16 protein-coding genes are annotated in these 18301 nt (G+C 75.2%); 8 read left to right on the forward strand and 8 right to left on the reverse strand.

The genetic code is table 11. The features are described from left to right. Positions 1-19: 19 nt before the first annotated feature. Positions 20-703, reverse strand: coding sequence for a TrmH family RNA methyltransferase (locus CAE01nite_RS00085; RefSeq protein WP_371862875.1), 684 nt, complete (start codon positions 701-703; stop codon positions 20-22). 137 nt (positions 704-840) lie between these two features. Here CAE01nite_RS00085 and CAE01nite_RS00090 point away from each other — a divergent pair, with 137 nt between their 5' ends. Together CAE01nite_RS00090 and CAE01nite_RS00095 are read left to right on the forward strand one after the other, a co-directional pair. Next, positions 841-1572, forward strand: coding sequence for a VTT domain-containing protein (locus CAE01nite_RS00090; RefSeq protein ID WP_307724961.1), 732 nt, complete (start codon positions 841-843; stop codon positions 1570-1572). Then, positions 1569-2357: an HAD-IIA family hydrolase gene (locus tag CAE01nite_RS00095; RefSeq protein ID WP_146898349.1), complete on the forward strand. Its 789-nt coding sequence runs from the start codon at positions 1569-1571 to the stop codon at positions 2355-2357. Before CAE01nite_RS00090 ends, CAE01nite_RS00095 begins: the two co-directional genes overlap by 4 nt. Before the next feature lie 25 nt (positions 2358-2382). Here the strand turns inward: CAE01nite_RS00095 and pyrE are convergent, their stop codons facing one another. Both pyrE and CAE01nite_RS00105 read right to left on the reverse strand, forming a co-directional pair. Beyond that, positions 2383-2961, reverse strand: coding sequence for an orotate phosphoribosyltransferase (gene pyrE, locus CAE01nite_RS00100; RefSeq protein ID WP_146898351.1), 579 nt, complete (start codon positions 2959-2961; stop codon positions 2383-2385). 10 nt (positions 2962-2971) lie between these two features. Continuing rightward, positions 2972-3760, reverse strand: coding sequence for an SDR family NAD(P)-dependent oxidoreductase (locus CAE01nite_RS00105; RefSeq protein WP_146898353.1), 789 nt, complete (start codon positions 3758-3760; stop codon positions 2972-2974). Between the two features lie 100 nt (positions 3761-3860). Between CAE01nite_RS00105 and CAE01nite_RS00110 the strand changes: the two genes are divergently transcribed. Further along, positions 3861-4664, forward strand: a complete 804-nt coding sequence (locus tag CAE01nite_RS00110) for an exodeoxyribonuclease III (RefSeq protein WP_146898354.1) — start codon at positions 3861-3863, stop codon at positions 4662-4664. A 31-nt stretch (positions 4665-4695) separates the two neighbouring features. After that, a complete protein-coding gene (locus CAE01nite_RS00115; RefSeq protein WP_146898356.1) occupies positions 4696-5367 on the forward strand; it encodes a DUF4190 domain-containing protein in 672 nt (223 codons plus the stop codon). A gap of 28 nt (positions 5368-5395) precedes the next feature. Here CAE01nite_RS00115 and CAE01nite_RS00120 read toward each other — a convergent pair whose 3' ends face one another. Then, entirely contained in the window at positions 5396-7585 is a 2190-nt protein-coding gene (locus tag CAE01nite_RS00120) for a serine/threonine-protein kinase (RefSeq protein ID WP_146898358.1), read from the reverse strand. 152 nt (positions 7586-7737) lie between these two features. Between CAE01nite_RS00120 and CAE01nite_RS00125 the strand changes: the two genes are divergently transcribed. Together CAE01nite_RS00125 and CAE01nite_RS00130 are read left to right on the forward strand one after the other, a co-directional pair. Beyond that, positions 7738-8394: a helix-turn-helix transcriptional regulator gene (locus CAE01nite_RS00125; protein ID WP_146898360.1), complete on the forward strand. Its 657-nt coding sequence runs from the start codon at positions 7738-7740 to the stop codon at positions 8392-8394. Positions 8395-8463: 69 nt separating this feature from the next. Further along, entirely contained in the window at positions 8464-9714 is a 1251-nt protein-coding gene (locus CAE01nite_RS00130) for a vanadium-dependent haloperoxidase (protein ID WP_146898361.1), read from the forward strand. A 79-nt stretch (positions 9715-9793) separates the two neighbouring features. Here the strand turns inward: CAE01nite_RS00130 and clpB are convergent, their stop codons facing one another. Beyond that, a complete protein-coding gene (clpB, locus tag CAE01nite_RS00135; RefSeq protein ID WP_146898363.1) occupies positions 9794-12400 on the reverse strand; it encodes an ATP-dependent chaperone ClpB in 2607 nt (868 codons plus the stop codon). A gap of 165 nt (positions 12401-12565) precedes the next feature. On the opposite strand from clpB, the gene CAE01nite_RS00140 reads away from it, so the two are divergent. After that, positions 12566-13606 (forward strand): alpha/beta hydrolase, encoded by a 1041-nt coding sequence (locus CAE01nite_RS00140; RefSeq protein WP_186816347.1) that lies wholly within the window; start codon positions 12566-12568, stop codon positions 13604-13606. On the opposite strand, the gene CAE01nite_RS00145 is transcribed toward CAE01nite_RS00140, so the two are convergent. Further along, complete coding sequence (locus tag CAE01nite_RS00145; RefSeq protein WP_246130905.1) at positions 13593-14768, reverse strand: RtcB family protein; 1176 nt, start codon at positions 14766-14768, stop codon at positions 13593-13595. The genes CAE01nite_RS00140 and CAE01nite_RS00145 overlap by 14 nt on opposite strands. Before the next feature lie 301 nt (positions 14769-15069). Between CAE01nite_RS00145 and nhaA the strand changes: the two genes are divergently transcribed. Next, the gene (nhaA, locus tag CAE01nite_RS00150; protein WP_146898367.1) at positions 15070-16383 is read left to right on the forward strand and encodes a Na+/H+ antiporter NhaA; all 1314 of its coding nucleotides are present in this window, start codon (positions 15070-15072) and stop codon (positions 16381-16383) included. Between the two features lie 106 nt (positions 16384-16489). Here nhaA and CAE01nite_RS00155 read toward each other — a convergent pair whose 3' ends face one another. Then, positions 16490-16927, reverse strand: a complete 438-nt coding sequence (locus tag CAE01nite_RS00155; protein WP_146898369.1) for a hypothetical protein — start codon at positions 16925-16927, stop codon at positions 16490-16492. 293 nt (positions 16928-17220) lie between these two features. After that, positions 17221-18270 (reverse strand): Gfo/Idh/MocA family protein, encoded by a 1050-nt coding sequence (locus tag CAE01nite_RS00160; protein WP_146898371.1) that lies wholly within the window; start codon positions 18268-18270, stop codon positions 17221-17223. Positions 18271-18301 lie beyond the last annotated feature (31 nt).

Genomic DNA, 18301 nt, shown 5'->3' on the forward strand with positions numbered 1-18301 from the left:
GGTGCGTGCCGGGTGCCGGTCAGTCCGAGGGCGGCGGCCCGGCGTGCTGCCCGATCCAGGCGTGCATCGCGATCGCGGCGGCGGCACCGGCGTTGATGGACCGCGTCGACCCGAACTGCGCGATGTGCAGGACGTCGCGCGCCCCGGCCCGGGCGGCGTCGGACAGGCCCACGCTCTCCTGGCCGAACAGCAGCACGCACGCCCGGGGCAGCGGGTAGCCCTCCAGGGGGACGGAGCCGGGCAGGTTGTCGACGCCGAGCACCGGCAGCCCCGCCGAGTCCGCCCACGCGAGGAGGTCCTCGACCCGGGGGTGGTGGCGCAGGTGCTGGTAGCGGTCGGTGACCATGGCCCCGCGCCGGTTCCAGCGCCGCCGGCCCACCACGTGCACCTCAGCGGCAGCGAACGCGTTCGCCGTGCGCACCACCGACCCGATGTTCAGGTCGTGCGCCCAGTTCTCCACCGCGACGTGGAACGGGTGCCGGCGGGTGTCCAGGTCGGCGACGACCGCCTCCACCGTCCAGTACCGGTACCGGTCCACGACGTTGCGCCGGTCCCCCGCGGCCAGCAGCTCGGGGTCCAGGCGCGGGTCGTCGGGCCACGCCGACGGGCCCCCCGGCCAGGGGCCGACGCCGACCTCGGCGTCCGCGTCCACCGGTCGACGCGGGCCCGGCGGCTCGACCGGCTCGTCCTCGGGTGCGTGCACGACGCCCGATCCTGCCGCACGCGGCCGCCGCGCCGTCGTCGTGCGCCGTGCCACGCGGCTCCGGTCAGGGCTCTGCGCACGGGTCCCGCACACGCCTGCCACAGGCGCCGCGCAGCCACCCCCGTACCCTGGGGCGCGTGATCGACACGACTGCGCTCGCGGCCTCCCTGCCCATGGCCGGCCCGCTGGCGACCCTCGGGCCCGACTTCCTGGACGCGGAGTACCTCATCGGCCGCTTCGGCGGCTTCGCCCTGCTGGGCATCGTCCTGGTGGTCTTCGTCGAGACCGGGCTGCTGTTCCCGTTCCTGCCCGGGGACTCGCTGCTGTTCACCGCCGGGATGCTGGTGGCGCAGGACGAGATCCAGGTCCCGCTGTGGGCGCTGTGCCTGGCGCTCTTCGCCGCGGCGTTCCTCGGCGACCAGCTGGCCTACCTGATCGGCCGCAAGGCGGGCCCGCGGCTGTTCAACCGGCCGGACTCGCGGTTCTTCAAGCAGAAGTACATCGACGACACGCACGCCTACTTCGACCGGTACGGCGGCCGGACGATCATCGTCGCCCGCTTCATCCCGTTCGTGCGGACCTACGCGCCCGTCGTCGCCGGCGTCGGCGCCATGCGGTACCGGACCTTCGTCAGCTACAACGTCATCGGGGCGCTGCTGTGGGGGGTGGGCGTCACGGTCCTGGGGTTCTTCCTGGGTCAGATCGAGTTCGTGCGCACCAACATCGAGGCGATCCTGATCCTCATCGTCGGGCTGTCCCTGGTCCCGGTCGCGATCGAGCTGCTGCGGGCCCGCAGCAACCGGCGCCGGACCGACTACGACGAGGCGCACGAGCGCGCCCGCGTCCAGCGCGAGGACGTCGAGGGATGAGCCCGGCCGCCGAGCCCCGGGAGATCCACAGCTGGCTGTCCGACATGGACGGCGTGCTCGTCCACGAGGGGTACGCGATCCCGGGCGCCGCCGAGTTCCTCACGGCGCTGCGCGACCGGGGCCGGCCGTTCCTCATCCTGACGAACAACTCGATCTTCACCCCGCGCGACCTGCGGGCCCGGCTCGCCGCCAGCGGCCTGGAGGTGCCCGAGGAGGCGATCTGGACCTCCGCGCTCGCGACGGCGAAGTTCCTCGCCGACCAGGTCCCGCACGGCAGCGCCTACGTGATCGGGGAGGCCGGTCTCACCACCGCGCTCTACGAGGCCGGCTACACGCTGACGGACACGGACCCGGACTACGTCGTGCTGGGCGAGACCCGGACCTACTCGTTCGAGGCGATCACCAAGGCCATCCGCCTCATCCAGGGCGGCGCGCGGTTCATCGCCACCAACCCGGACGCGACCGGGCCCAGCAAGGAGGGCGACCTGCCGGCCACCGGCGCGGTCGCCGCGCTCATCACCCGGGCGACCGGGCGTGAGCCGTACTTCGTCGGCAAGCCGAACCCGATGATGTTCAGGTCCGCGCTGAACCGGATCGACGCGCACTCCGAGCACACCGCGATGGTCGGTGACCGGATGGACACCGACATCGTCGCCGGGATCGAGGCCGGGCTGACGACGTACCTCGTGCTGACGGGGTCCACCCGGGCCGGCGACGTGGACCGGTTCCCGTTCCGCCCGGCGCACGTCGTCGACTCGGTCGCGGACCTCGTCGGCCGGGTCTAGCCGCCGACCCGCGGACCCGCCGGGTCTACAGGCCGAGGTCCGCCAGGTCGAACAGGTAGTGGTACGGGACGCCGAGGGCGCTGATGCGCTCGGCGGCGCCGGTCGCGCGGTCGACGATCACCGCGACGGCGACCACCTCCGCGCCGGCCTCCCGGGCCGCCTCCACGGCCGCGATCGGCGAGGAGCCGGTCGTGCTGGTGTCCTCCAGGACCACCACGCGCCGACCGGCGATGTCCGGGCCCTCCACGCGGCGCTGCATGCCGTGGGCCTTGGCCTCCTTGCGGACGACGAACGCGTCGAGGTCCTGCCCGCGTGACGCGGCGGCGTGCAGCAGCGCGGTCGCGACCGGGTCCGCCCCGAGCGTGAGCCCGCCGACGGCGTCGACCTCGGCGGTGCCGAACCCGAGCTCCTCGAGGTGGTCGAGCAGCACGTGCCCGACCAGCGGCGCCGCCCGGTGGTGCAGCGTGACCCGACGCAGGTCGACGTAGTAGTCGGCCTGCGCCCCGGAGGACAGGGTGACCCGCCCCCGCACGACGGCGAGCTCGCGGATCAGGTCGCGCAGCTGCTCACGGGGGGTCGGGGACAGGGCGGAGGTGTCGGTCACCCGGACGAGGCTAGCGGGCGGCGCGCCGCCGGCCGGCGGCGGCGATCCGGCGGGGCGAGCCGGCCACCCGCACCAGCGGGCGCGGCGCGGTCCGCAGGAACGCGGACGCCACCCGGTACCGCACGCTCGGCGTGGACACGACGGCGCCGCGGCGCACGTCCGCGAGCGCGGCGGCGACCACGTCGTCGGCGTGCAGCCACACGACCTCCGGCAGCCCGCTCATGTCGAGCTCCGCGCGGTCGTGGAACTCGGTGTGCACCAGCCCCGGGCACAGCGCCGTCGCGGTGACCCCGGTGCCGCGCAGCTCGACCGCGAGGCCCTCGGTGAAGGTCCGGACCCACGCCTTGTGCGCCGAGTACGTGCCGCTCGCCGTCAGCGCCGCCACGGAGGCCACGTTGAGGACGGCGCCACGCCCGCGCGGGACCATCTGCGCCACCGCGGCGTGCGACAGCACCAGGACGGCACGGACCATGACGTCGAACGCCGCCTCCTCGCGCTCGAGGTCCCCACCGACGAAGGGCTGGTGCACCGCCATCCCGGCGTTGTTGACCAGCAGGCCGACGGGACGCTCGGTGGCCCGCAGCCGCTCGGCGACGCGGTCGACGTCCGCCCGCACGGACAGGTCGGCGCGCAGCACCTCGGCACGAACCCCGGCCGCGGCCCGCAGCTGCGAGGCCAGGCGCTCCAGGCGCTCCTCGTCCCGGGCGACGAGCACCACGTCGTGCCGCGCGGTCGCGAGCTGCCAGGCGAACTCCAGCCCGAGGCCCGCGGTGGCCCCGGTGATCAGTGCGGTACCCATGGCGCCACCCTAGGTCGGGGCGAGTCGGGGCGCGTCGGGCTGCGTCGTGCTGCGCCGGATCGCGTCGGGGCACGTCGGACGCGGCGGTTAGCCTGCGCGCATGCGTCTGGCCACCTGGAACGTCAACTCCGTCCGCTCCCGGGTGGACCGCGCGGTCGCCTTCCTCGGGCGGAGCGGCGTCGACGTCCTGGCCCTGCAGGAGACCAAGTGCAAGGACGAGCAGTTCCCGCGCGAGGCGTTCGAGGCTCTCGGCTACCGGGTCGCCACATTCGGCTTCAGCCAGTGGAACGGGGTGGCGATCGTGTCGCGGGTCGGGCTGGACGACGTCGAGCGGGGCTTCCCCACGCAGCCGACGTTCGGGGACGACGACCCCGCGCTCGAGGCCCGGGCGATCGGCGCGACGTGCGGCGGCGTGCGGGTGTGGAGCCTGTACGTGCCGCACGGGCGGACCGTCGGCCACCCGCACTACGCGTACAAGCTCAGGTTCCTCGACCGGCTGCGCGAGCAGGCCCGGGGCTGGATCAGCCCCGCCGGCGGCGACCCCACCGCCCAGGTGGCGCTCGTCGGGGACTGGAACGTGGCACCGCGGGACACCGACGTGTGGGACCTGGCGGTGTTCGCCGACCAGACGCACATCACCCCGCCCGAGCGCGACGCCTTCGCGGCGTTCGAGGGTGCCGGCTACACCGAGGTCACCCGCGTGCACGTCCCGCAGGACCGCCGCTACACCTACTGGGACTACCAGCGGCTGCGCTTCCCGCGCAACGAGGGGATGCGCATCGACTTCGCCTACGTGTCGCCGGCGGTCGCCGCGCGGACGACGGCGGTCTCCATCGAGCGCGACGAGCGCAAGGGCACAGCGCCGTCCGACCACGTCCCGGTGGTCCTGGAGCTGGCGGACTGAGGCGCCCGGCGTACCGGGCTAGGTTCGGCCCATGACGTACCAGCCCGCGGCCGTGCCGCACGAGCCGTACTACGCCCCCGGGTGGGGTGCGCCGGCGCCGCGACCGCGGACCGACGGGCTGGCGGTCGCCTCGTTCGTCACCGCGGTCGTCGGCCTCGGTCTGGTCGGCATCGGGCTGGGCCTGGGCGCACTGGTCCGCATCCGTCGCGGCGTCCGGCAGGGACGCGGGCTCGCGCTCGCCGGCATCGCGATCGGCGTGGTGTGGACGGTCGTCGAGGTCGTCGTCGTGGTGGGCCTGGTCTCGGCCGCCCTCGCGAACCGGCCCCTGTCGCTGGCCGTGGACGGCCCGCGGGACGCCTACGCCACCCAGCTGGTCACCGGGCACTGCCTGGCGGACCTGCCCGCCGACGAGGCCGTCGGCCGGGTGCCCGTGGTGCCGTGCGACGAGCCGCACGCGGCGCAGGTCGTCTCCGAGTTCCGCTTCGCCCCGGACGCGATCTGGCCGGGCCAGGACGACGCGGACGCGCTGGTCGCCGCCGGGTGCGAGCTGAGCACTGGCGAGCTCGAGGCGGGCCTGGGCGCCGTGACCTGGGCGCCCACCCCGGGCACGTGGGAGGACGGCGACCGGACCGGGCTGTGCGTCGCCCACCGGGACGCACCGTTCACCGGTTCCCTGCTGGACGGCAGCGCGGACCTGGGCTGACGTGGCTGACCGGGGCTGAGCCGCCGGGTCAGGACCGGGGCCGGAAGCTCGCCACGACCTGCTCGTGGACGCCCAGCATGGCGTCCCACCGGGAGGACGGCACCGACCAGTACAGCGCGTAGGCCTGGTCGGGCGCGGTGACGAGGTTGCGGTTCAGCACATGGGTCCGCTGCCCGGGGCCGAAGACGAACTCCCAGTCGGCGGCCCGCCAGCCGCGGAAGTCGACGGCCTCGATCTCGCCGACCCGCGCGTAGCCCGCCAGGCGGTCGGCCACCACCGGCTCCTGCCGGCGCCAGTCCTCGACCGGGTCCGGGGCCGGCTCGTCGGTCTGGTCGACGAGGAGGTACGCCGCCGTCGCGGGGTCGTGCAGGTACACCCGCGGGCCCTCCCGCTCCACCGTCCAGCCCGCCGGCACCGCGACCCCGAAGCCGGTCGGGTCCTCGTGCCACTGGAAGCCGTCCGGGACCACGGGGGCGGTCGCACCGGCGGAGCCGGCACCAGCGGCGCCCGCGCCCGTGGGAACGGCTCCCCCGGCGGGGGAACCGTCCGACCCGGCTCCCTGGCCGGCCTCCGCCCCCGTGCCGTCCGTGCCGCCCCCCGTGGCGCCCTGCCCGGCGCCGTCGGCCGTCGTCCCGCCCTGCGCGTCGTCCGCGGCGGCCGGGACGTCCTGCGCCGCGTCGTCCCCCGCCGCGCCGTCCTGAGCTGCGTCGTCCTGCACCGCGTCGTCGGCCGCGTCGTCGGCGGCCCCGGCACCCGGCTCGGACGCGCCCGCGTCCACCGTCGTGCCGGACGTCGTGGTCTGCGTCCCGGCCACGTCGTCGCCGGGCCCGCCCAGACCCGGGAGCAGCGTCGCGCCGAAGCCGACGAGCCCGACCGCGACCAGGGAGGCCACGAGGGCGAGCAGCCGACGCCGCGGGCGGGTCCGTGACCTGGCGTCGTCGTCCCGGATCGGGCCGGGGGTCCACCACGGCGGCGCGTCGGGGACGTCGGCGTCGTCGGTCGCGCGCGCGGGTACGGGGGCGACCGCCGCAGCGGCGCCACCGGTGGCGAGCGGTGCGATGGACGCGGAAGTCGCCAGGGCCGGTGACGGGGTCCGCTCGGGCGCCGTCGGCGGCCGCGGCAACGGCCTCGTCGTGCTCGGCTCGTGCAGGAGCACCGGCACGGGCACGGACGCCGGGACGGACGCCGGCGTCGGCGGGGCCGGGCTCGCCGTCGGGAGGACCGGGCCCGTGGAGACGACCGGGCCGGTCGGGACGACCGGGCCCGCCGTGGGCACGACCGGGCTCGCCGGAGGCACGACCGGGCCGGCGGTCGGGACAACCGGGCTCGCGGTCGGCGGCGCCTCGGCGGCGAGCGCTTCGCGCAGCAGCCGCCCGGCGGTGGTCGCGTCGATCCTGCGGGCCGGGTCCTTGCGGAGCAGGCCGTCCAGCAGCGGCTCGAGCGGTCCGGCGTGCGCCGCCCGGGGCGGCTCCTCCGTGATGACGGCCGTCAGGCTCGCGAGGCTGTTGACCCGTTGGAAGGGTGACCATCCCTCGACGGCGGCCCACAGCGTCACGCCCAGCGACCACAGGTCGGACGCGGGTGTGGCCCGCTCCCCCCGCGCCCGCTCCGGCGCGATGTAGGCCGGCGACCCCATCATCTGCCCGGTCGCGGTGAGGGTCGCGTCGCCGTCGAGGTGGGCGATGCCGAAGTCGCCCAGCACGGCGCGCCGGCCGCGGGGCGTCTCGCGGAACATGATGTTGCTCGGCTTGACGTCCCGGTGCAGGATGCCGGCCCGGTGCGCCGCGGCCAGCCCGGCCACGAGCGACGCCCCGATCTCGGCCACCTCACGCGGCGGGATCCCGCCCCGCTCGCTCAGCTCGTCCTCCAGGGTCCGGGAGGGCAGCCGCTCCATCACCAGCCACGGCCGACCGTCCTCCTCCACGACGTCGAGGATGGCCACGACCCCCTCGGCCGAGACGCGTGCCGCCGACCGTGCCTCGCGCAGGGTGCGCGCGCGCAGCAGCGCACGCTCGGCGTCCTCCAGCCCGAGCGGCGCCAGGACCTCCTTGATCGCCACGTCGCGCGGCAGCACCTGGTCCCGAGCCGCCCAGACGATGCCCATGCCACCCCGGCCCAGCACCGACTCCAGCCGGTAGCGCCCCGCGACCAGGCGCTCGCGTGCCGCTCGGGCAGCGCTGCCCGGGCGGTCCAGCGTGTCCTCCGGTTCGCGGGGCACCGATCGAACGTATCCCCGGGCCCGCACGGCGGCCAGAGCGGGGCGGGTGAGATCCACCGGTGCTCCTCCGCCCGCGCCCGAGGTGACCCGTCGTTCCCCCGGACGTCAGGGCGGTCTAACCTCGAGGGGATCGGCCTCGGACGGGGAACGTCATGCCCGCGCTCACCCTCAGCGAACGTCAGCAGCGCGCCCTGCACGGACTGCTCGCGGCGGCGACCGCCCCGGGGCAGCCCCTGCCCCGGGACGTGCTGGACCTCGTCCGCGAGCTCGTGCCGTGCGACACGATCGGCGCGGTGGCCACCGAGCGGGCCGGTCGCACGGTCGCCCACGGCCCCGGTCGGCGGCCGGGACCGCCGGCAGCCGCCACGCCGCCGGTCGCCCGCGCACCCACCGACCACGAGCTGTCCCTCACGATCCGGAGGTCGGCCCACTCCGAGACGCAGCTCCGGCTGGGCCGGGCCGGCTCGGCGTTCAGCGACGCCGACCTGGCGATGCTGGCGATGATCGCCCCCGCGCTGCGGCGCCTGGTGCGCGAGCGCGCGCTGCCGCACCTCTCGCCTCCCCTCCCGACGCTCACGAACCAGGAGCGACGCGTCCTGGCCGGCGTCGCAGCAGGCCGCTCGAACGCGGAGATCGCCGCGGACCTCTTCGTGGCACCCAGCACGGTGCGCAAGCACCTCGAGCACGCGTTCCGCAAGCTCGGTGTCACGAGCCGGTTCGCTGCGGTGGCCGCCGTCGAGGGCCGCGACCTGCCCGACGTCGACGTGTGGGCTCAGGAGGACCTGGTCGACGCGGCGACTTTCGCCTGAACGCGAATGGTCACGGGCGCTGGAGGCGCGGAGAGTCGGACAAAGCCGCTCCTTCCCCCGGAGGTCCCCATGTCCCTGTCCCGGGTCCTCGCGGCCACGACCACCGCCGCGCTGCTGGTCGTGGGCCTCGCCGCTCCCACCCAGGCCGGACCGGCTGCCCGGTCGACGTCACCGGAGTCGTCGCAGGTCGTCCTCGACTGGCAGCGCACGTCGTCGGCGACGGTCTACCCCCTGCCGACCACCCCGATCCCCACCAACGTCCCGCTCCTCGGCTTCACCTCGCTGGCAATGTACGACGCCGCCCGGGCCGCCGAGCGCCGTGGGGTCTCCCAGGCGGCGGCCGTGGCGACCGCGGCGCACGACGTGCTGACGCACTACGTGCCGTCGGCCGCGGCCACCCTCGACGCCAGGCTGGAGGTCACGCTGGCGGGCGTCCCGGACGGGCGGTCGCAGGAGCGCGGTGAGGCCGTCGGCGCCCGCGTCGCCCACCGGCTGATCGCCCAGCGGGCGGAGGACGGGCTGGGCGACGCCTCGATCGTCTACGACCGCGACCCCGCACCCGGCGTCTGGCAACCGGTCCCCAACCCCGCCCCGCCGAACGAGCCCGGCGAGCCCCCGGTGCCCATGCTGGGCGCCTGGCTCGGCTACCTGCGTCCTCTCGTCGTCACCCGCCCGGTCCGGGTGGACGGCCCGGACGCACTGACGAGCAGCGCGTACGCCCGCGACTTCGCCGAGGTCAAGGCCATCGGTTCGAGCACCGGCTCCGGCCGGACGGACGCCCAGACCGCGACGGCCCGCTTCTTCAACATCAACCCGGCGGTCATGTACGGCGACGCGCTCGTGCGTCACCTCGAGGCCCGTCCCCTCGGCCTGACGCAGACGGCGCGTCTGTTCGCCGCGATGCACGTCGCGATGACCGACTCGCTCATCACCTGCTGGCGGCTGAAGCACGAGGTCGGCCTCTGGCGTCCCTTCCAGGCGATCGCGGGCGCGGCGAGCGACGGCAACCCCGCCACCGAGCCGCAGGCCGGGTGGACGTCCCTCCTCCCGAACCCGCCGTACAGCGACTACCCCAGCGGCCACGGCTGCCTCACCGCACCCGCCATGGAGGTCCTCCGGCAGACGCTGGGCGAGGGCACATCGCTGACCCTGCGCAACAGCGCCTTGGGCACCGAGCGCACCTACCCGACCCTCAGCGCCCTCGAGCGGGACGCGCTGGAGTCACGGATCTGGGGCGGCCTGCACTTCCGCGACGCGATGGACGACGCCTACGCCATCGGTCGCGAGGTCGCCGACCGCGTGGTGGTCCGGCTGCACTGAGCGTCCACGCCGGACCCGGGTCGCGGCGAGGGGGTCGGCCCGGTCGTCCGGGCCGGCCCCCTCGCCGGCTGGGGCCGGCTCACTTGGCGGTGAGCACCAGCCCGCCGTCGGGGGTGTCTGCCCGGTCCACCAGGACCGTCTGACCGTCGTGGACCTCGGCGGCCAGCAGCATCCGGGCCAGCCGGTCGCCGATCTCGCGCTGGACCACCCGGCGCAGCGGGCGGGCACCGTACGCCGGGTCGAAGCCCTCGATCGCCAGCCAGTCCGCGGCCGCCGGGGTGACCTCGAGGGACAGCCGGCGGTCGGCCAGCCGGTCGTTCATCCGCCGCACCTGCAGCTCGACGATGCGGCCGATCTCGGCGAGCGAGAGCGCGTCGAACAGCACCACGTCGTCGAGCCGGTTGAGGAACTCGGGCTTGAACGCCGCCCGGACCGACGCCATGACGGCCTCGCGCTTGGAGACGTCGTCGAGCATCGGGTCGACGAGGAATTGGGAGCCCAGGTTCGACGTCAGCACGAGGATGACGTTGCGGAAGTCGACCGTGCGGCCCTGCCCGTCCGTGAGCCGGCCGTCGTCGAGCACCTGCAGGAGGATGTCGAAGACCTCCGGGTGGGCCTTCTCCACCTCGTCGAGCAGGATCACCGAGTACGGCCGGCGCCGGACGGCCTCGGTGAGCTGGCCGCCCTCCTCGTAGCCGACGTACCCCGGAGGCGCACCGACCAGGCGGGCGACGGCGTGCTTCTCGGAGTACTCGGACATGTCGATGCGCACCATGGCCCGCTCGTCGTCGAAGAGGAAGTCCGCGAGCGCCTTGGCGAGCTCGGTCTTCCCGACTCCGGTCGGCCCGAGGAACAGGAACGACCCGGTCGGACGGTCGGGGTCCGCGACCCCGGCCCGGGACCGGCGCACCGCGTCGGACACCGCACGGACCGCCGGCGACTGGCCGATGAGCCGCTCGCCGAGCACGTCCTCCATGCGCAGCAGCTTGGCGCTCTCGCCCTCCAGCAGCCGCCCGGCCGGGATGCCGGTCCAGGCCGAGACCACCTCGGCGATCTCGTCCGGACCCACCTTCTCGGCGATCATCGGCTCGGGCGCGGGCCCGACGAGGTCCGTCCCGATCCGCCGCTCCTCCGCCTCGGCCTCCTCCAGCTGACGCTGCACGTCGGGGATCTCGCCGTACTGCATCCGGCCGGCGTCCTCGTAGCGACCCTCGCGCAGCGCCTTCTCGGCGGCCATCTGCAGCTCCTCGAGCCGCGCCCGCAGGTCCCCGACCCGGTTGTGACCCGCCTTCTCCGACTCCCAGCGGGCCGTCAGCGCGGCCAGCTCCTCGCGGCGGTCGGCCAGGTCGGCGCGCAGCCGCTCGAGCCGGTCGCGGGACGCGTCGTCGTCCGCCTCGGACAGGTACGACTCCTCCATCTGCAGGCGCGTGACCGCGCGCTGCAGCACGTCGATCTCGACCGGGGACGAGTCCAGCTCCATCCGCAGGCGGGACGCGGCCTCGTCGACCAGGTCGATCGCCTTGTCGGGGAGCTGCCGGCCGGGGATGAACCGGTCCGACAGGGTCGCCGCGGCCACCAGGGCGGCGTCGCTGATCGTCACCTTGTGGTGCGCCTCGTAGCGCGGGGCGAGGCCGCGCAGGATCGCGACGGTGTCCTCCACGCTGGGCTCGCCGACGTAGACCTGCTGAAACCGTCGCTCCAGGGCGGCGTCCTTCTCGATCCGCTCGCGGTACTCGTCCAGCGTGGTCGCACCCACCAGGCGCAGCTCGCCGCGGGCGAGCATGGGCTTGAGCATGTTGCCGGCGTCCATCGACCCTTCGGCTGCGCCGGCGCCCACGACGGTGTGCAGCTCGTCGATGAAGGTGACGACCTCGCCCTCGGAGGACTTGATCTCCCCCAGCACGGCCTTGAGGCGCTCCTCGAACTCGCCGCGGTACTTCGCGCCGGCGACCATCGAGCCCAGGTCCAGCGAGATCAGCCGCTTGCCGCGCAGCGACTCGGGGACGTCCCCGGCGACCATCCGCTGGGCGAGGCCCTCGACGACGGCGGTCTTGCCGACACCGGGCTCCCCGATCAGCACGGGGTTGTTCTTGGTGCGCCGGGACAGCACCTGCACGACCCGGCGGATCTCGGAGTCACGGCCGATCACCGGGTCGAGCCGTCCGTCCCGGGCGGCCAGGGTCAGGTCCACGCCGTACTGCTCGAGCGCCTTGTAGGTCCCCTCGGGGTTGGGGCTGGTCACGCGCGCGTTCCCGCGCACCGACGGCAGCGCGCCGAGCAGCGCGTCGCGGGTCGCGCCCGCACCGCGCAGGGCGTCCGCGGCCGGGCCCGTCCCGGCGGCCAGCCCGAGCAGCAGGTGCTCGGTCGAGACGTACTCGTCCCCCAGCGCCTGCGCCTCCGTGCGGGCGGCGTCCAGCACCGCGCCCGTCGCGCGGGACGGCACGGGCTGGGCGACCGCCGACCCGCTCGCGGACGGCAGCGCGACCAGCGCGCTGCGCACGAGGCGCCCGACAGCGGTGCGGTCCGCGCCGACGGCCTCGAGCAGAGCCGTGGCGACGCCCTCCTGGGCGAGCAGGGCGTTCAGCAGGTGCACCGGCTCCAGCTGGGGGTTGCCGGCGGCGGACGCCTGCTGGATGGCGTCGCTGAGCGCTTCCTGCGTCTTGGTCGTGAGCTTGTTCGCGTCCATGGGTCCTCCGGTCGTGCGTCCGATCCGTGCCGTGCGCCCCTGGCGAGGCGCCTGTCCGACACAACACCGACAGACTTGAGTCTCTTCCGCTCAATGCTAGCGCGACCGCGCGCGCCGGGCGTGACAGCCGCTGGGTCCGGCGGACCACCTGGCACCATCGGCGGCATGGTCGATGACGGCACCGCTGCCCCCGTCCCGCCCGCCGCCCGGCACGGGGCCGGGGGCACCGCCGAGACCCACGACGCCGGCTGGGTGCCGGACGTCCTCGGTGCCGGGTGGAGCGCCCGCACCCTGCCGCTGCGGCCCGACCACGAGGGTGAGGTCGTGGCCACGCTGGTGCGCCGGGAGAGCACCGGTCCGTCGACCCGCCGCGCGGTGCTGTACCTGCACGGCTACGTCGACTACTTCTTCCAGCGCCACCTGGGCGACGTCTGGGCGGAGCACGGGTACGACTTCTACGCCCTGGACCTGCGCAAGTACGGCCGGTCGCTGCGCCGCTGGCAGACGCCGAACGACGTCACGGACCTGCGCACCTACCTCGAGGAGCTGTCCGCCGCGGCGCACGTGGTGCGCGAGGAGGAGGGTCACGACACCCTCGTGGTGATGGGCCACTCCACCGGCGGCCTGCTCGCGTCGCTGTGGGCGCACGCCGAGCGCGGCCGGGCGGTCGTCGACGCCGTCGTGCTCAACAGCCCGTGGTTCGACCTCAACCGCGACTGGTTCCAGCGGGTCGTGCTGACCCGCGTCCTGGACGTCGTCGGCGGCGTGGCGCCCCGCCTGGTCGTCGGGCACCTCGCCGTCCACTACGGGCAGAGCCTGCACGTGGGGTCGGGCGGCCCGTGGGAGTACGACCTGACGTGGAAGCCGCACGAGGGGTTCCCGATCCGCGCAGGCTGGATCCGGAGCATCCGGCGCGGGCACGCCCGCCTCGCGCGCGGGCTGGCGATCGACTGCCCGGTGCTCCTGTGCTGCTCCACCCGCAGCGGCCCGCACGACCGGTGGCACGAGGAGCTCGCCACCACCGACTCCGTGCTCGACGTGCGGCACATGGTCGCCCGGGCGCCGCACCTGGGCGACGACGTCACGGTCGTCCAGGTGCCCGACGGCGTGCACGACCTCGCCCTGTCCGGCGACGTCCCGCGCGCCCGGTTCCTCGACGAGGTCCTGGCGTGGACGCACGAGACCCTGGACCTCAGTCGCCCTTGACGTTGACGAGCTGGCGCAGCGTGTGGCGGATCTCGACGAGGTCCTCGGCGTCCGCCATCACCTGGTCGATCGGCTTGTAGGCGGCCGGGATCTCGTCGAGGAACGCGTCGGTGTCGCGGTACTCGATCCCCGCCATCGCCTCGCGCAGCTGGGCCCGGGTGAACGTCCTGCGCGCCTTCGTGCGCGAGTACGCCCGGCCCGCGCCGTGCGGCGCCGAGCACAGCGAGTCCGGCTCGCCGCGCCCGACGACGACGTAGGACGCGTCGCCCATGGACCCCGGGATCAGCCCGGGCGCACCCCGGGTGGCGAGGATGGCGCCCTTGCGCGAGACCCAGACGTCGCGACCGAAGTGCCGCTCGTGCTCGGTGAAGTTGTGGTGGCAGTTGATCCGCTCGAGCTGCTCGACCTCGCCGCCCCACCACCGCTGCAGGCACGTCACGACGCGGTCCATCATCTCCTCGCGGTTCGCCAGCGCGAAGGCCTGGGCCCACCGCAGGTCGGCGATGTACCGGTCGAACTCCCGGGTGCCCTCGGTCAGGTGGGCGAGGTCGCGGTCCGGCAGGTCGAGGCCCTCGCGCTGGGCGAGCCGCTGCGCGACGCCGATGTGGTGCTGCGCGATCTTGTTGCCGACCCCGCGCGAGCCCGAGTGCAGGAACAGCCACACCCGGCCGCGCTCGTCCCGGCTGACCTCGATGAAGTGGTTGCCGGACCCGAGCGTCCCCAGCTGCAGCGTCCAGTTGCCCGCGTAGCCCGTGGGGTCGAGGCCGACCTCCCGCGCGGCCTCGGTCAGGACGTCCACCCGAGCCTGTGCCGTGGGCGTCAGCCGGGTGTTGTACCTCCCGGCCGACGTCGGCACCGCCTTCTCGATCCGCTCCCGCAGGACCCGCAGGTCGTGGCCGGCGAGGTCGTCCGTGGTCAGCTGCGTGCGCACGGCGACCATCCCGCAGCCGATGTCGACGCCGACGGCCGCCGGCATGATCGCCCGGTCGGTCGGGATCACCGAGCCGACGGTCGCGCCCTTGCCCAGGTGCGCGTCCGGCATGAGCGCCAGGTGCGGGACGACGAACGGCATCGACGCGGTCCGCAGCGCCTGCGCGCGGGTGTCGTCGTCGAGGATCGACGCCCAGCTGAGGAGCTTGTCGCCGAGGGTCGTGCGGGTCACGGGGCCACCTGTCCGGAGGGTCTGGGGGGTCGACCCAGTCGACCCGGTCCCTGCCGAGGACGCCACCCGGGCGGTCACCCCGGCGGCAAGCGAGGCCTGGACGACCGGCCGGCTGCTCCCGTCCCGGGCACCGCCCGCACCGCACGGACACCGCACCGCACCGCACGAGACGGCACCGCACGGGCCCCGCACCGGGACGGACCGACTGGGGTCCCGGCCCCAGCCGCCCCTACGATGACCGCGGTGCGCCGGGAAGTCTGGTCGGCAACGTCCGTGGCGACCCTCGACGGAAGAGCCCACCATGACCGCACCGCGACCCGAGCCCGCCCAGCGCCTGCTCACCCGCCGCTCCTGGGCCGAGACCAGCCGCATCTCGGAGATCCTGCGCCAGGAGACCGTGGGGGGCGCGATCCTGCTCGTGGCCACGGTCGTCGCGCTGGTCTGGGCGAACTCGCCGGCGGCGGGCTCGTACGCCGCGCTGCGGGACACCCGGATCGGCCCGGCGGCGCTGCACCTGGACCTGACGGTCGGGGCGTGGGCGGCGGACGGTCTGCTGGCCGTCTTCTTCTTCGTCGTCGGGCTCGAGCTCAAGCGCGAGTTCGTCGCCGGGGACCTGCGCGACCCGCGGCGGGCCGCACTGCCGATCCTGGCGGCCGTCGGGGGGATGGCGGCCCCGGCGCTGGTCTACGTGGCGATCGCCGCGGGCGCCGGCGACGACGCGACCCGCGGCTGGGCGATCCCGACCGCGACCGACATCGCGTTCGCCGTCGCCGTCCTGGCGGTGCTCAGCACGCACCTGCCGGCCGCGCTGCGCACGTTCCTGCTGACCCTGGCCGTGGTCGACGACCTGCTCGCCGTCACGGTGATCGCGATCTTCTACACCGAGCACCTGGCGCTCACGCCGCTGCTCGGGTCGCTCGCCTGCATCGCGGTGTTCGGGCTCGCCGTGCAGCGCGGCCTGCGCTCGGGGTGGCTGCTGCTGCCGCTCGCGCTGGGCGCCTGGGCCCTCATGCACGCGTCCGGCATCCACGCCACGGTCGCCGGGGTGCTGCTCGGCTTCACCGTCCCGGTGGTCCGCAGCGTGCGGGCGGGCGGCCCGGACACCGGACCCGGGCTCGCCGAGCACCTCGAGCACCGGTTCCGGCCGATCTCGGCGGGGCTCGCGGTCCCCGTGTTCGCACTCTTCGCGGCGGGGGTCACCGTGGGCGGGCTGTCCGGTCTGGTCGACGCGCTGCAGGACCGCGTCGCCCTGGGCATCGTGGCCGCCCTCGTCGTCGGCAAGACCGTGGGGATCCTGGGGACCACCGCCCTGGTGTCGCGGTTCACCCACGCCCGGCTGGACGAGCGCCTGCGGTGGCTCGACGTCCTGGGGCTCGCCCTGCTCGGGGGCATCGGGTTCACCGTGTCGCTGCTGGTCGGCGACCTGGCGTTCGGCACCGGCAGCCCCCGGGAGGAGCACGTCAAGGTCGGCGTGCTGACCGGGTCCGTGGTCTCCGCGCTGCTCGCCTCGGTGGTGCTCCGCGCGCGCAACCGCGCCTACCGCCGGATCGAAGCCGAGGAGACGACGGACGACGACGCCGACGGCGTCCCGGACGTCTTCCAGCGCCCGGCGTGAGCCCGCGCCGGCCGGCGGGTCGGGCGGCATCGGACATCGGTCCGGACGGCGGGTCGGACGGCACGGGAAACTGGTCCGGACGGCGGTCCGGACGGCGTCGCGACCGTCAGACCAGGACGAGCTCGCGCGTCCCGCGGCCGACAGGCTCGACGTCGTCGAGCGCGACGGCCGTCCCGGGCGCCTGCAGCGTGCGGGCGGGCCGGTCCGCCTCGGGCTGCGTGGGGGCCGCCGGGGCGTCGGGCAGGGCCGGCGTCGCGGCGGGCGTCGCGGCGGCGGGAGCCCCGCGCCGCAGGACGAGGATGGTCCCGATCGCGATCGGGCCGTTGACGACCGCGGGCGCGCCGAGCCAGAAGGAGTCGATGAGGAGCGCGTAGACGCCCCACAGCAGGTTCCCGGCGAGGGCGATGACCTGCGTGCTCACGGCGATGCCGGCGAGCCGTGCCGGGTCGTGGCGGTGCTTCCAGACGCGGGCGCCCTGGGGCAGCCAGAGCAGGAACGAGGTGAGCGAGGCCATCATGCCGATGGCCTCCGTAGCGGCGTGCATGTCTCTCCGGTGTCGCGCCCGGCAGGGGTGCGCCGGGGTTGGGGGCTGGTCCGTCCCCGCGCACCGGTCGGCACGCGGGCACAGCGCAGCGGCGCGCGGGTCGCGCGCGCCGGGGTCTGCGCCGGAGGCCCGTCGCCGTCGGCGGCGGGCCGATCCCCAGATCGACGGCCGCCCTCACCCTGTGAGGGGGCACGGGTGCGGCCCGCGCCACATCGGTCAGCCCTGCCGGCCGTCCCTGCCGGTCGACCCTGCCAATCAGCCCTGCCGGTCAGCCCTGCTGGCCGTCCCGCCGGTCAGCCGCGCGCCGAGCGGTCCACGACGGGGAAGTCGCGGTGCAGCGACTCGATGAGGGCCAGGACCACCACGGCGTCGCGGGGGTCCACCGGCAGGGGCCCGCCGGACGTCAGCGACCGCGCGAGCGTCCGGTAGAAGCCGGCGTAGTCCCCCGGCACGGTCGGCACCGGCCGCAGGTCGCCGTCGACGCCGAGCTGCCCCCACCGGGACTCCGGGTAGCGGCCGTGGTCCGCGTCGCTCGGACGCCCGCCGGCGAGCAGTGACGACTCCTGGGGGTCCAGCCCCCACGACGTGTACGCCGCCGCCGACCCCAGCACGTGGAACCGCGGCCCGACCTGCGCGGCCATGGCGTTCATCCACAGGTGCGAGCGCACACCGGACCGGTGCAACAGGGACACGAACGAGTCGTCGTCGGCGGCCGCGCCGGGCCGGTGCGCGGTCAGCTCGGCATACGCCTGCTCGACCGGCCCGAACAGCCCGATCGCCTGGTCGATCAGGTGGGTCCCCAGGTCGTAGAGGATCCCGCCGCCCTGCGCCGGCGTCGCGGCGGCCTTCCACGCCTTGGTCTCCGTGGCGCGCCACCACTCGAACCGCGACTCGAAGCGGCGCACCGTCCCCAGCGCGCCGTCGTCGACCAACGAGCGCAGCGTCACGTAGTCGCCGTCCCAGCGCCGGTTCTGGAACACGGTGAGCGGGACGCCGGCCCGGTCGGCGTGCTCGATGAGCCTCTCGCCCTCGGCGGCGGTCGCGCACAGCGGCTTGTCCACCACGACAGCGAGCCGGGCGTCGACCGCGCGGCGGGCGAGGTCGGCGTGCGTCGCGGGCGGCGACCCGACGACGACGAGGTCGAGGTCACCGGCCGCGTCGAACAGCTCCTCGACGGTCGGCACGACCCGCACGCCCGGGTGGCGACGGGCCGCCTCGGCGGCGCGCTCGGCGTCGCCGGTGACGACCACGTCGAGGGAGTAGTCCTCGTCGGCTGCGAGGAACGGGGCGTGGAAGACCTGGCCGGCCAGGCCGTACCCGATGAGGGCGGTGCGGATGCTCACGGTCCGCGACCCTACGCGCGTCGGCCCCGCT

Source organism: Cellulomonas aerilata (assembly GCF_007991755.1).
Taxonomy (GTDB): Bacteria; Actinomycetota; Actinomycetes; order Actinomycetales; family Cellulomonadaceae; genus Pengzhenrongella; species Pengzhenrongella aerilata.

Excerpts from the sequence above, each read along its gene's own strand:
- nhaA (WP_146898367.1), top strand. The coding sequence starts at position 15,070 with ATGACCGCACCGCGACCCGAGCCCGCCCAGCGCCTGCTCACCCGCCGC.
- clpB (WP_146898363.1), bottom strand. The coding sequence starts at position 12,400 with ATGGACGCGAACAAGCTCACGACCAAGACGCAGGAAGCGCTCAGCGAC.
- CAE01nite_RS00115 (WP_146898356.1), top strand. The coding sequence starts at position 4,696 with ATGACGTACCAGCCCGCGGCCGTGCCGCACGAGCCGTACTACGCCCCC.
- CAE01nite_RS00095 (WP_146898349.1), top strand. The coding sequence starts at position 1,569 with ATGAGCCCGGCCGCCGAGCCCCGGGAGATCCACAGCTGGCTGTCCGAC.
- CAE01nite_RS00130 (WP_146898361.1), top strand. The coding sequence starts at position 8,464 with ATGTCCCTGTCCCGGGTCCTCGCGGCCACGACCACCGCCGCGCTGCTG.
- CAE01nite_RS00105 (WP_146898353.1), bottom strand. The coding sequence starts at position 3,760 with ATGGGTACCGCACTGATCACCGGGGCCACCGCGGGCCTCGGGCTGGAG.
- CAE01nite_RS00110 (WP_146898354.1), top strand. The coding sequence starts at position 3,861 with ATGCGTCTGGCCACCTGGAACGTCAACTCCGTCCGCTCCCGGGTGGAC.
- CAE01nite_RS00125 (WP_146898360.1), top strand. The coding sequence starts at position 7,738 with ATGCCCGCGCTCACCCTCAGCGAACGTCAGCAGCGCGCCCTGCACGGA.
- CAE01nite_RS00140 (WP_186816347.1), top strand. The coding sequence starts at position 12,566 with ATGGTCGATGACGGCACCGCTGCCCCCGTCCCGCCCGCCGCCCGGCAC.
- CAE01nite_RS00155 (WP_146898369.1), bottom strand. The coding sequence starts at position 16,927 with ATGCACGCCGCTACGGAGGCCATCGGCATGATGGCCTCGCTCACCTCG.